This window comes from Pseudomonas sp. GL_093 (genome assembly GCF_057837605.1).
On the sequence record NZ_CM174448.1, the window covers coordinates 6,129,903 to 6,142,354 of the forward strand.

12 protein-coding genes are annotated in these 12,452 nt (G+C 60.7%); 6 read left to right on the forward strand and 6 right to left on the reverse strand.

Translation table 11 applies throughout. The features are described from left to right. Nucleotides 1-26: 26 nt before the first annotated feature. From AC3IUE_RS28290 to AC3IUE_RS28300, 3 genes are all read right to left on the reverse strand, one after another. Nucleotides 27-848, reverse strand: a complete 822-nt coding sequence (locus AC3IUE_RS28290; protein ID WP_056744634.1) for a sugar phosphate isomerase/epimerase family protein — start codon at nt 846-848, stop codon at nt 27-29. Nucleotides 849-850: 2 nt separating this feature from the next. Next, nucleotides 851-1,906: a Gfo/Idh/MocA family protein gene (locus tag AC3IUE_RS28295; protein WP_489264368.1), complete on the reverse strand. Its 1,056-nt coding sequence runs from the start codon at nt 1,904-1,906 to the stop codon at nt 851-853. Between the two features lie 113 nt (nt 1,907-2,019). After that, a complete protein-coding gene (locus AC3IUE_RS28300; protein WP_489264369.1) occupies nt 2,020-2,796 on the reverse strand; it encodes an IclR family transcriptional regulator in 777 nt (258 codons plus the stop codon). Nucleotides 2,797-2,973: 177 nt separating this feature from the next. Between AC3IUE_RS28300 and AC3IUE_RS28305 the strand changes: the two genes are divergently transcribed. The 4 genes from AC3IUE_RS28305 to AC3IUE_RS28320 all read left to right on the forward strand — a co-directional run bounded on the left by AC3IUE_RS28305 (nt 2,974) and on the right by AC3IUE_RS28320 (nt 7,608). After that, nucleotides 2,974-4,722, forward strand: coding sequence for an FAD-dependent oxidoreductase (locus AC3IUE_RS28305; protein WP_489264370.1), 1,749 nt, complete (start codon nt 2,974-2,976; stop codon nt 4,720-4,722). Then, nucleotides 4,706-5,539 (forward strand): aldo/keto reductase, encoded by an 834-nt coding sequence (locus AC3IUE_RS28310; RefSeq protein WP_489264371.1) that lies wholly within the window; start codon nt 4,706-4,708, stop codon nt 5,537-5,539. The genes AC3IUE_RS28305 and AC3IUE_RS28310 overlap by 17 nt, the downstream gene beginning before the upstream one ends. A gap of 215 nt (nt 5,540-5,754) precedes the next feature. Continuing rightward, on the forward strand, nt 5,755-6,648 hold the full coding sequence (ypfJ, locus tag AC3IUE_RS28315) for a KPN_02809 family neutral zinc metallopeptidase (RefSeq protein WP_489264372.1): 894 nt from the start codon (nt 5,755-5,757) through the stop codon (nt 6,646-6,648). Next, nucleotides 6,649-7,608 carry an alpha/beta fold hydrolase gene (locus AC3IUE_RS28320; RefSeq protein ID WP_046048745.1) on the forward strand — a complete coding sequence of 320 codons (960 nt, stop codon included), beginning with the start codon at nt 6,649-6,651 and terminating at the stop codon, nt 7,606-7,608. It begins immediately after the preceding gene. A gap of 107 nt (nt 7,609-7,715) precedes the next feature. Here AC3IUE_RS28320 and AC3IUE_RS28325 read toward each other — a convergent pair whose 3' ends face one another. From AC3IUE_RS28325 to AC3IUE_RS28335, 3 genes are all read right to left on the reverse strand, one after another. Beyond that, nucleotides 7,716-8,309: an HAD family hydrolase gene (locus AC3IUE_RS28325; RefSeq protein WP_046056569.1), complete on the reverse strand. Its 594-nt coding sequence runs from the start codon at nt 8,307-8,309 to the stop codon at nt 7,716-7,718. After that, a complete protein-coding gene (gene tesB / locus AC3IUE_RS28330) occupies nt 8,306-9,175 on the reverse strand; it encodes an acyl-CoA thioesterase II (RefSeq protein WP_008149206.1) in 870 nt (289 codons plus the stop codon). The genes AC3IUE_RS28325 and tesB overlap by 4 nt, the downstream gene beginning before the upstream one ends. 103 nt (nt 9,176-9,278) lie before the next feature. Next, a complete protein-coding gene (locus AC3IUE_RS28335; protein ID WP_046048742.1) occupies nt 9,279-9,848 on the reverse strand; it encodes a GNAT family N-acetyltransferase in 570 nt (189 codons plus the stop codon). A gap of 85 nt (nt 9,849-9,933) precedes the next feature. On the opposite strand from AC3IUE_RS28335, the gene AC3IUE_RS28340 reads away from it, so the two are divergent. After that, a complete protein-coding gene (locus AC3IUE_RS28340; RefSeq protein ID WP_056744622.1) occupies nt 9,934-10,854 on the forward strand; it encodes a histone deacetylase family protein in 921 nt (306 codons plus the stop codon). 187 nt (nt 10,855-11,041) lie between these two features. Further along, nucleotides 11,042-12,283, forward strand: coding sequence for a TIGR03862 family flavoprotein (locus AC3IUE_RS28345; RefSeq protein WP_489264373.1), 1,242 nt, complete (start codon nt 11,042-11,044; stop codon nt 12,281-12,283). The last annotated feature ends 169 nt before the right edge of the window (nt 12,284-12,452 follow it).

The window sequence follows — 12,452 nt, forward strand, 5'->3', positions numbered from 1 at the left end:
TTGCAGCAACTATTTAAAAGCATCCCTTACAGCCGCGCTAACAACTCATGGGTTTTACTCAACGCCATCCGCGCCCGCTGCAACCCGCTCACGCCTTGCTCAAGCAACTTCACGGTGGGGATCTCCAGGCTCAACGGAATATCGGCCGGTAAACACTGCAACAACCCCGCCAGATCACAATCGCCATCGCCCGGAAAACGCCGCTCGTTACGGGCCTGGCGCAGAATTTCCGCCATGTCCTTCGGCCGTGGCCCGGCAACGTCGCACAGCTGGACATACCGTAACCGTGACGGGGCAACTCTGGCCAGATCTTCCAGCCGCGAAGCCGAACGGTCGAAGTGAAAGGCATCCACTAACACCGCACCGTTTTCACGCCCCGCGTTTTCAACGATGCGCACCGCCTGTTCGAGATTGCGTGCATTGGTCCACGGCATGAATTCCAAATGCGGATGAAGCCCGTAAGGTGCCGCCAGATCACACAGCCGAGCGAAGTTATCGGTGAGCCGCTGTTCGTCAGCATCGTTACCGGCCACCAGCAATTCACTGGCACCGAATTCGGCACCGACCGCCAGAATTTTCTCGAAATCGGCGACGACGGTTTCCGGTTTAAGGCGCAGGATTTCGACATCCAACACACGAATGCCGGTATCGCGCAGTCGCGCCAATGTCCTGCGCCGTAACCCGACATCGGCGACCAGCGCAAAGTGGTGTTCTTCAGGCGTCGCAGGCTCCAACCGTAATCCGACATGACTGTAACCAGCCTGTGCTGCCACTTCGACCATCTCCGGTGGTGACAATTCCAGCACTGTCAGGCTGGCCAGGGAAAAGATCCGATCGTTCCTGTTCATGTTCAACCCTCGATCAAGGTCGGTGCACAGGCACGGCCGGTTTCGGCGGCCTCGCGTATCGCTTCAATCAGCGCCAACGTGCGAGCGGCATCGGCGACGCTCACCAACGGCTCGACTTCCCGACGCGCCACGCGCACGAAATGCTGCAACTGCAAACGCAGCGCTTCATCGGCGCTGAAGTTTTCCTGCACCGGCAGCAACGGTTGATGCCATCCCCCATCGGTGTCGGCGTAGTGCCAACGCTTGAGTTGCGGAATGCTCAACGCACCACCGGTCCCGGCCAGCAGATAACACGGCTGATCGGCCTGACGTGGGTACACCGGGTTTTCCCCGGAATCCAGCTCCCAGCTCCAGGGCGCCGCGACCGCATCCGAACCGGTCAGGCTACCCAGCGCGCCGCTGTCGAATTGCAGCAACACCGCCGCGCAATCTTCGTTGGCAAACCCGCGCACCGCGTTGCTGGTGATCGCCTGAACCTGCCGCACTTCGCCACACAGATGCCGCAGCAGATCGAGGTCGTGAATCAGGTTGGTCAGCAACATTCCCGCGCCGGGTTCGCGGCGCCAGGACGTCTCGAAATAGCTGTCGGGTTTGCGCAACTGCCAGAGCGCGGTCACCGTCGTCAGCCGGCCCAGTGCGCCGCTTTGCACCAGTTCATGGGCGCGGACGATCAACGGATTGTGTCGGCGATGATGACCGACCAGCACAGGAACGCCTGAAGCTTTCGAAGCGGCGACCAGCTCGCGGACTTCATCCCTATGCACGCCCACCGGTTTTTCCAGCAGGACTGGCACGCCGACAGCGAGGCAATCGAGTGCGGTGCTGACGTGCAGCGTGTTTGGGTTGGCGACGATCACCGCGTCTGGCTTCACCTGCTCCAACATCTGACGGTGATCAGCGAAATACGCCACGCTCCATTCCGCCGCGAGACCCGCGGCTTGCGGACCCGGATCGGCCACTGCGCACAAGGTCGCTTCCGTCAGCGACTTCAGATGCTGGTAGTGCTGCTGGCCCATGTTGCCAGCCCCGATCAGGGCAATACGCAGGGGTGAACTCATCGTGCGGTCCTCTTGTGATTATTGTTGGAAGAGCGAATTCCAATAATTTAGAACCTGGTTCCAGATTCTTACACAAGCAAACCGAAAAAGTGTGCGAACAGCGCACACATCAATCAGCTGAACAGCTCCGACGCCAGGCTGGCCGCCGACAGCTCATCGGTAAACGTCAACAACAGCGGCGCCAACTCATGCAGTCGCGCCCCCGGCATCCGCGCGCTGGGCCCGGCGATGCTCAGCACACCGATGACTCGACCATCACTCGGATGTCGCACCACCGCAGCAATCGCCGAGGTGCCCACCGCCGAACTCTCCTCCACCCAGGCATAACCCTGCTCCCGCGCCATACGCAGACGTTCCAGCAATTCGATGTTGGAACGTGGTGCATTCGGCCCGAGGTCCTTCGGCCGCTCGCCACCCTGCCGTTCGACCAGGGACAACGCCTCGGCATCGCTCATGCACGCCAGCCACGCATGCCCCGACGCGGTGTAAAACAACGGCGCATCGCGGCCCATGTCCGGGTCGTAGCGCAGGCCGGAACGGGCGCCCTGGGATTTGGCGATCCAGATCTGCCGCTCACCTTCAATCACCCCAAGCCGCACCAGCTCACCGGTTTCCTGGGCGAGGCGATCAAGCACCGGCTGCACAATATCGGCGCCGCTGCCCGACAGGTAACGGAAACCCATGGCCACCAGTTTGGTCGACAGGTGATACCGCAGGTTCTCCGGATTCTGTCGCACATAACCCAGCCGAATCAGCTCGGCGAGCAACCGGTGGGTCGCGCTTTTGGGAATATCCAGTTGCTCCGCCAGCGTCTGCATCGGCAGGCCACGAGGGTCACTGGTGAGGCTTTCAAGCACGCTGAAAACACGTTCGATCTGACTGCCGGCCATGGGAGGTTCCACACAAAATTTGTCCGATTCTAGAAGACAACCGACCGAATGCGAAATCTGGAACCCACTGTCCGATAACCGCCCGCTTTACCCGGTGAAAGATTGCCGAGCGCGATTCCGCTCCTATATTTTCTGGAATCAAATTCTAAAAAATACAAACCGCTGGAGCTTCAGACGATGCCTGCCGAATCAAAAAATCTCCCGGATATCGATTGCGACGTGCTCATCGTCGGCTCCGGTGCGGCTGGGTTATCTACTGCAGTGACCGCTGCGTGGCACGGCTTGAAAGTCATCGTGGTTGAAAAGGATCCGGTGTTCGGTGGCGCCACGGCATGGTCCGGTGGTTGGGCCTGGGTGCCGTGCAACCCCTTGGCCCGGCGTGCCGGGATCGTCGAAGACGTCGAGCAACCGCGCACTTACCTGAAACACGAATTGGGCGAACGTTACGAGCCGGCCATGATAGATGCTTTCCTCGAAGCCGGGCCGCGGATGGTGGCGTTCTTTGAGCAGCACACCTCGATGCAGTTTGCCGACGGCAACGCCATTGCCGATATCCATGGCGATACACCGGGCGCCGGCACGGGAGGACGTTCGGTCATCGCTGCGCCTTATGACGGGCGAAAAGTCGGTAAGCTGCTTAAGCGTCTTCGCAAGACCCTGCGGGAAACGTCGTTCATGGGCATGCCAATCATGGCAGGCGCGGACCTCTCGGCCTTTCTCAACCTGACGCGCTCGCTGTCGGCGGCCTGGCACGTGACCCGGCGCTTTTCGCGGCACCTGCTCGACCTCGCTGTTCATGGTCGGGCGATGCAACTGGTCAACGGCGTCGCGCTGGTGGCTCGGTTGGCAAAATCCGCCGAAGACCTCGGCGTATTGCTCTGGGAGTCGGCGCCCGTTACCGAGCTGCTGCGCGAAAACGATCAGGTCCGAGGCGCGGTGGTCAGCACCACCAAAGGCAAGGTCCGCATCCATGCGCGCAAGGCCGTGGTGCTCGCGGCCGGCGGTTTTGCCAATGACATTGCGCGACGCAAGGCATTGTTTCCCCGTACGCCAACCGGGCATGAGCACCTGGCACTGCCACCCCTCGGCGTCTGCGGCGATGGCCTGCGATTGGGCGAAAGCGTTGGCGCCCGAGTCAACACCGATCTGGCGTCGCCGGTCGCCTGGGCGCCGGTTTCGCAAGTGCCACACAAGGACGGCAGCCTCGGCCACTTCCCGCACATCATCGAGCGCGGCAAACCGGGGATCATCGGCGTGTTGAGCAACGGCCAGCGCTTCGTCAACGAAGCCAACGGCTACTACGACTATGTGACGGCCATGGTCGCCGCCGCGCCGAAGGGTGAAGCAGTCGCCTCATGGCTGGTCTGCACACATGGCTTTCAGCGGCGTTATGGCCTGGGTATCTCTCGGCCATTTCCGCTGCCGCTGTCATCCTTTATCCGCAGCGGTTATCTGAAAACCGGTAACACGATTGAAGAATTGGCGGAGGCCTGTGGCATCGACCCGACCGGTCTGCGCAGCACTGTGTCCGAATACAACCGGCACGCGCGCCATGGTGAAGACCCGCTGTTCGGTCGCGGTTCGACGCCTTACAACCGCAAACAGGGCGATGCGTTGCAGCAACCCAACCCTTGCGTCACCCCGATCGAACAAGGTCCGTTTTATGCCGTGAAGGTCCAGCCCGGCTGCTTCGGCACCTTCGCCGGCCTCAAGGTCAATCAACATGCTCAGGTTCTTGGCGAATCGGGCGAGGCCATCACCGGGCTGTACGCAGCAGGCGGTGACATGGCCAGCATCATGGGCGGCCACTACCCCGCTGGCGGCATCAATCTGGGCCCGGCGCTGACCTTCGGCTACATCGCCGCGCGACATATCGCAGGCATTACCGCTTACGAACAGGAGATCGACTATGCAGCGCATCGTTAACGCACAGGGTTTGAACATGCCCAAACTCGGCCTCGGCACCTGGCCGATGCTCGGCGAAGAATGCACACGCGCCGTGGAACAGGCCTTGGCATTGGGTTATCGGCACATCGACACCGCCGCGGCCTACAACAATGAAGACGCCGTCGGCCAAGCGCTGGTGAACAGTCCTACCCCTCGCGATCACATCCACGTCACCACCAAAGTCTGGTGGGACCAGCTTCAACCCGATGCCATGCGCCATTCCATGGACCGCAGCCTCAAGGCCTTGCGCAGCGATTACGTTGACCTGTTCATGATCCATTGGCCGACCACCGATTGGGACCTGTCGCGCATGATCGAGACCCTGGTGTCGTTCAAGGAACAGGGACTGGCGCGCAACATCGGTGTGGCGAATTTTCCACTGCCGTTGTTGCGCAAAGTCGTCGAGGAACTGGGGACGCCGCTGTCAGCCATCCAGGTCGAATACCACGTACTGCTCGGACAAAACGCTCTGCTGGACTACGCCCGTCAACATGACCTGGCGCTGACGGCCTACACGCCACTGGCCCGCAACAAGGTCTCGGACATCCCGCACATTCAGCAGATCGCCGCAAAACACGGAGTCCTGCCAACACAGGTCGCACTCAAGTGGCTGCTTGATCAACCGAACGTGGCCGCCATTCCTAAAGCCAGCAGCCAGGCCAATCAACTGGCCAACCTGGCAGCACTCGAGGTGAATCTGGATGACGAAGACCGTGCGTTGATCGCCGGTTTGTCCAAACGCGAGCGCCAGGTCAACCCGGACTTTGCGCCGGTGTGGGATGCGTTCGACCGGTGATTCACTCGACGCAGGCGGTCGCCTGCTCGATAAAAACCCGTCGCCGGAAGGAATTAGATGGGTTGTCCGTGTTCAATACGAGTCTGGAAGACTCCCGGCCACCCACCACAGGTTGCCGGGAAGGCTGCTGTGCGCAACAAAAGATGGACGACCGGACTGGCGCCGCTCCCACTCAGCAGCAACACTCATCCCACGGACAATCAGAGGGTTCCCACATGCTATGGAAAAAAGGCCGACGCAGCGACAACGTGGTCGATGCCCGTGGCGATGATGTCGGCGGTGGCGGTGGCGGGATGCGCTTTGGTGGCGGTAAGGGTCTGAGCCTGACGGCGATAATCTTGATCGTCGGGATCGGCTGGATCACCGGCCAGGACCCGATGCAAATCCTCGGGCAACTGACCGGGCAGATGAGCGAGCAATCAGCACCGGCCCCGACTCAAACCCGCAAGGCGCCGCCGGCCAATGATGAAGGGGCCGAGTTCGTGCGCTCGATCCTCGGCGATACCGAAGACACCTGGGGTCAGATTTTCCAGCAGGCCGGTCGTCAATATAAAGATCCGACCCTGGTGCTGTTCAGCAACCGCATCAATTCGGCCTGTGGTCTGGCGACATCGGCGACCGGCCCGTTCTATTGCCCGGCAGACCAGAAGGTCTACCTGGACATGAGTTTCTTCCAGGAAATGTCCCAACGTTTTTCCGCCGCTGGCGACTTCGCTCAGGCCTACGTGATCGCTCACGAAGTCGGACACCATGTGCAGACCTTGCTCGGTGTTTCGGCAAAGATTCAGACCGCCCGCCAACAGGGCCGGCAGATGGAGGGCGACGGTGGTTTGCTGGTACGCCAGGAACTGCAGGCCGATTGCCTCGCCGGAGTCTGGGCCAACAATGCGCAGAAACGGCTGAACTGGCTGGAACCCGGTGACATCGAAGAAGCCTTGAACGCCGCCAATGCCATCGGCGATGACCGTTTGCAGCAACAAGGTCAGGGGCGCGTGGTCCCGGATTCATTTACTCATGGTACGTCGGCGCAAAGGGTGCGCTGGTTCAAAACCGGATTCGCACAAGGCCAGGTCGGCCAGTGCGATACCTTCGCAGCGAAAAACCTATAAATGAATAAGTGGCTGTTAGCTCTACTGATCACCTGCGCAAGCGCCCAGGCTGCCGAGCATGCGGTCAAGGAAGTCAGCCCCGGACGCCTGCTGCTGACTGCAGGTGAAATCGCGGTGGGCATCGGCCCGGCGCCGAAAAAAATCGAACGCGTGCTGATCATCATCCATGGTCGATTGCGCAATGCCGACACCTATCGCCAGAGCGCCGTGCACGCGGCCGAACAGGCCGGGCAAAGCGCGAGCACCTTGGTGCTCGCCCCGCAATTTCTCAATGACACCGACGTCGCGGCCAATCCCGTGGCTGACAGCGTATTGCGCTGGCAGGGTAATGACTGGATGGCGGGCGGTTTATCCACCGCTCCGTTTTCCCTAAGCTCCTACGCGGCGCTCGACGAAATCATCGCCCGAATCGGCGATCGGAAGCAGTTTCCGGACGTGAAGCAAATTGTCATCGCCGGTCACTCCGGCGGCGCTCAGGTGGTGCAGCGATACGCGTTGCTGGGCCACGATCAGCCAGCGCTCAAGGCGGCCGACATACAGGTGCGTTACGTCATTGCCAACCCGTCGTCTTATGCATACTTCGATGAACGACGGCCAGTGGCGTTCAAACATGCCGCTTGCCCGAATTTCAATCGCTGGAAATATGGACTGGCGGATTTACCCGCCTACGCAGGAGGGCAAACAGCCAAGCAGTTGGAGGAAAACTACGTCAAACGCGATGTCGTTTATCTACTTGGGCAGCAGGACAGCGACCCGAAGCAGCCGGCGTTGGATAAAAGCTGTGAGGCCCAAGCTCAGGGAGCCAATCGATTGGCTCGCGGGCGCAATTATTTTGCTTATCTGAAGCGGCTGCATCCTCAAGGATTGAGTCAGCAACTGATTGAAGTGCCCGGGGTCGGGCATGACGGGGATGGGATGTTTAACTCGCCGCAGGGGCAGAAGGCGTTGTTCGGTCAGTGAGTTGTGAGGCGTCTGATCTGACGCCATCGCGAGCAGGCTCGCTCCCACAGGGGATCTTCAGTGTTCACAAAACCAATGTGGGAGCGAGCCTGCTCGCGAAGGCTCCCTCAAGCCGACAACATTTCCCGCAACGCCACACAATCCGCGGCATGCCAATCCGTCAATTCCGGCCAGGGATTATCCGGCAGGTTCACCAACACCGTCCGCGCCCCTGCCGCCCGACCGCAATCCAGATCAAAACGGTAATCACCGACCATCACCATCTCACTGGCCGGGACATTCCAGGCCTGGGCCAACTTCAACAAACCACCGGGATGCGGTTTTGGCGGTGCTTCATCACGGCCCAGCACATCCTCCACCGCAAAGCAGTCGGCCAGGCCGATCGCCTCCAGCGTGACATGCGCCAGTTCGCGAGCATTGCGCGTAAGAATGCCCAGGCGATAACCGCGCCCGGCCAGCTCGCGCACCAGTTCTACCGCACCCGGTGCCGCTTTCGAACCGAGCGCCAGGTCCCGTTCGTGTTCCAGCAACCATGCATGTTTGGCGGCGGCTTCATCGGCCGGCAGCGCGGCGAGGTGGGTCAGGATGTCGTCTTCGGCAGGAATCGCCAACGCCACGCGGATCGCCGCGAAGTCATGCACGGCCACCGTCAGGGTGCCGTCCATGTCGAACACCCAGTGCCGCACCTCGGCCAGGCTCATGCCCAATCCTTGCGGTGGCGTATCAGGCCTTCCTGAGTGACCGACGCCACCAGTTGCCCGGCGCGGTTGAACACGCTGCCACGGGAGAAACCACGGGAATTGCCGGCCCATGGGCTGTCCATCGCGTACAGCAACCAATCATCGGCACGCAGATCCTGATGGAACCACAGCGCGTGATCGAGGCTGGCGACCTGCATGTCTTTCTGCCAGACCGATTTGCCATGGGGCTGCATCGACGTGGTCAACAGACCGAAATCCGAGGCGTAGGCCAGCAAGTATTTATGCAGCGCCGGAGAATCGGCCAAGGCACCGTCGGCGCGAAACCAGACATACTTGATCGGATCGGATGGCTGCGGGTTGTAGGGATCTTTCTCGGTGATCGGGCGGAACTCGATCGGTTTCGGGCACAGAAATTTTTCGCGCATGTGCTCGGGGATCAGGTGCGCGCGCTGCTGAGTGAGTTCCAGCTCCGACGGCAGGTTCTCCGGGCCGACCACAACCGGCATCTCGGCCTGATGCTGGAAGCCTTCTTCGTCGTATTGGAACGACGCACTGCAGGTGAAAATCGGGTTGCCCTTCTGGATCGCCGTCACGCGACGCGTGCTGAAACTGCCACCGTCGCGCACCCGATCAACCTGATAGACCACCGGCAACGCGGAATCGCCGGGACGCAGGAAATAGCCGTGCATCGAATGCACATGGCGCGCTTCTTCGACCGTCTGACTGGCCGCCGACAGGGACTGACCGATCACCTGACCACCGAACAGCTGACGAAAACCCAGGTCCTGGCTGCGGCCACGGAACAGGTTTTCTTCGATCGGTTCCAGGGTCAGCAGGTCAACCAGATCATCCAACACTTGGCTCATTCAGACTCTCCTCACACAACGCATGCCGCGCAGTCTTGGCTGCGACGGTCGATTCAATTTCTGGCCAGGGCCCATGGGAGCCATTGTAAACGTCCGTGCCGGCTTATCCATGCAAGGTTTGTAGCCATTGTTCACGGGTGATGCGGTACAGCGCATGGTGACGCAGGGGATGATCGGCCGCGAGCATCGGGTGGTCGAAATCATCGGCTGAATCATGGTGCATGCCGATTGCCTGCATGACTTTCTGCGACGGCGTGTTGGTTTCGGTGGTGAAGGACACGACTTCTTTCAGTGCCAACCGGTCAAACCCGCAGCGCAGAGCGGTCCACGCCGCTTCACTGGCGTAGCCAAGGCCCCAGTGCTCGCGGGCCAGGCGCCAGCCGATTTCGGTGGCCGGGGTAAAACGCGCGTCGAAGCCGACCTCTGCGAGCCCGGTAAAACCGATAAATGCCCCGGTGTCCTTGCGTTCCAGCGCCCAGAGACCGAAGCCATGCTCGGCGAAATGGCCACGAATCCGTCCGATCAACGAAGCACTTTCCAGTCGACTCAAGGGCGCCGGAAAATATCGCATCACCTGTGGATCGGCGCACATCGCCGCAAACTCCGGCAAATCCTCATCACTCCACTGCCGCAACAACAGTCGCGCGCTCTCGAGTTCCAGTATCGGTTCCATCATGCCCCCCGTTCCCATGCCGCAAGTCTACATCGCTGGTAGGATCCTTCACCCATTCCTACCTACCGTCCTGTATAAATCAGCCATGCCCCTGCCCCTGATCTACCACGAAGACTACAGTCCCGAGTTCCCGGCGGATCACCGCTTCCCCATGGACAAGTTTCGCCTGCTGCGCGATCACCTGGTGGACAGCGGACTGACTCGCGACGCCGACCTCCTGCGCCCCGAGCTCTGCCCGCCAGAGATTCTCGCGCTCGCACATGACCCTGCGTATATCGAACGCTACATGGGCGGCGAGTTGTCCCGCGAAGACCAGCGGCGCCTCGGCCTGCCGTGGAGCGAAGCGCTGGCCCGGCGCACAGTACGTGCGGTTGGCGGCTCGCTGCTGGCGGCCGAGCAGGCGCTGGAACATGGTTTGGCCTGTCACTTGGCCGGCGGCACCCATCACGCTCACTACGACCATCCTGCCGGGTTCTGCATCTTCAACGACCTGGCCGTGATCAGTCATTTCCTGCTGGAAAGCGGTCGGGTGAATCGGGTGCTGATCTTCGACTGCGATGTGCATCAGGGCGACGGGACCGCACGGATCCTGCACAACACCCCGGAAGCGGTGACCGTTTCCCTGCACTGCGAGAAGAACTTTCCTGCACGCAAAGCCGAAAGTGATTGGGACATTCCACTGCCCAAGGGCATGGGCGATGCTGACTACCTGAAGGTGGTGGACGATGCGCTCAATTATTTGCTGCCGCTCTACCAACCTGACCTGGTGTTGTACGACGCCGGCGTCGATGTGCATAAAGATGACGCGCTCGGCTACCTGAAGCTGACAGACGAAGGTGTCGCCGCTCGCGATGAAAGTGTGATGCGTCATTGCCTGGGGCGGGATATTCCCGTGGTCGGGGTGATCGGCGGCGGCTACAGCAAGGACCGCAAGGCGTTGGCGCGCCGTCATGGGATCCTGCATCACAGCGCGCAACGGGTCTGGCAGTCATCAGGTTGTCATTGAGGTGTGGGTCTTTACCCACAATGCCTGTGGAACTGCCTGTGGATAACCTGAGTGAAAGGTCCTACAGCCCAGACTGGATATAGCCTGCAAAGGGGTGGTTGTTTTTTGATCAGTTTCTTCAACAACTCCCACAATGATTCGTGCTGGTAGAATGCGCGGCTTATTCCGCCACGCCGCAGCTCTCGCCATGACCCAGCCCTCGCCCTCCTCCTCTTCTCACGTTGCCATTATCGGCGGCGGCCCCGCCGGTTTGATGGCGGCCGAAGTGCTGAGTCAGGCCGGGATCAAGGTTGATCTGTACGACGGCATGCCTTCGGTGGGGCGAAAATTCCTGCTGGCCGGCGTGGGTGGCATGAACATCACCCATTCCGAAGCCTACCCGGCATTTCTCGCACGCTACGCCGAACGCGCGCCGCAGATTGCGCCGCTGTTGCGGTCATTTGGCGCTGATGCGCTGTGCCAATGGATTCATGACCTGGGCATCGAAACCTTTGTCGGCAGTTCCGGCCGAGTCTTTCCTACAGACATGAAAGCCGCCCCCTTATTGCGTGCATGGCTCAAACGCCTGCGAGATGCCGGCGTCGTTATCCACACCCGTCACCGCTGGCTCGGCTGGGATGACAGCGGTGAATTGCGCATCGACAGCCCCGAGGGTGAAAAAACCGTCAAGCCTGACGCAACCTTGCTGGCCCTTGGTGGCGGCAGCTGGTCGCGCCTCGGCTCGGACGGCGCCTGGATGCTGCCACTGGAACAACGCGGCGTAGGACTCGCGCCGCTGCAACCGAGTAATTGCGGCTTCGAGGTGCAGGCCTGGAGCGAGTTGATGGTCAGCAAATTCGCCGGCGCACCGCTGAAAAACATCGCCATTGGCCTCAATGACGACGTGCCGCGGCTCGGGGAGTGTGTGATCACGGCAACCGGGATTGAAGGCAGTTTGATCTACGCCTTGTCGGCGCCGATCCGCGAAGCTATCAATCAGCACGGCTCGGCAACCATTCACCTCGACCTGTTACCGGGCAAGCCTGTGGATAAGGTTCAGGCTGCGCTGAGCAAACCGCGCGGTTCACGCTCCATGGCTAAACACCTGCACAGTCAGCTCGGGATCGATGGTGTGAAAGCGGCGTTGCTGCGCGAACTCACTCCAGCCGAATGCTTCGCTGATCCGGCGCTGCTGGCCAAAGCGATCAAAGCGCTGCCACTGACACTGGTGAAAACCCGCCCACTGGACGAGGCCATCAGCAGCGCCGGTGGCGTGATGTTCGAGTCGATGGATGAGCGTTTGATGCTCAAGCAACTGCCTGGCGTGTTCTGCGCGGGAGAAATGCTGGATTGGGAAGCGCCGACCGGCGGCTACCTGCTGACCGCGTGTTTCGCCAGTGGGCGCGCGGCAGGGTTGGGGATGGTGGAGTGGTTGAAGCGAGGGGTGTGATTTGTTTGCCGCACGTACTACTACAGCCTTCAATATCCACCCCTCACCCCAGCCCTCTCCCCAGTGGGGAGAGGGGGAAAGGGAGCAGATCCCGATGATTTTCAAGCCTGAGTTCGACTCGATTTCTCAGGTCGATGTAGCTCGAAAGAACAACTGGGTCAGTCCCCTC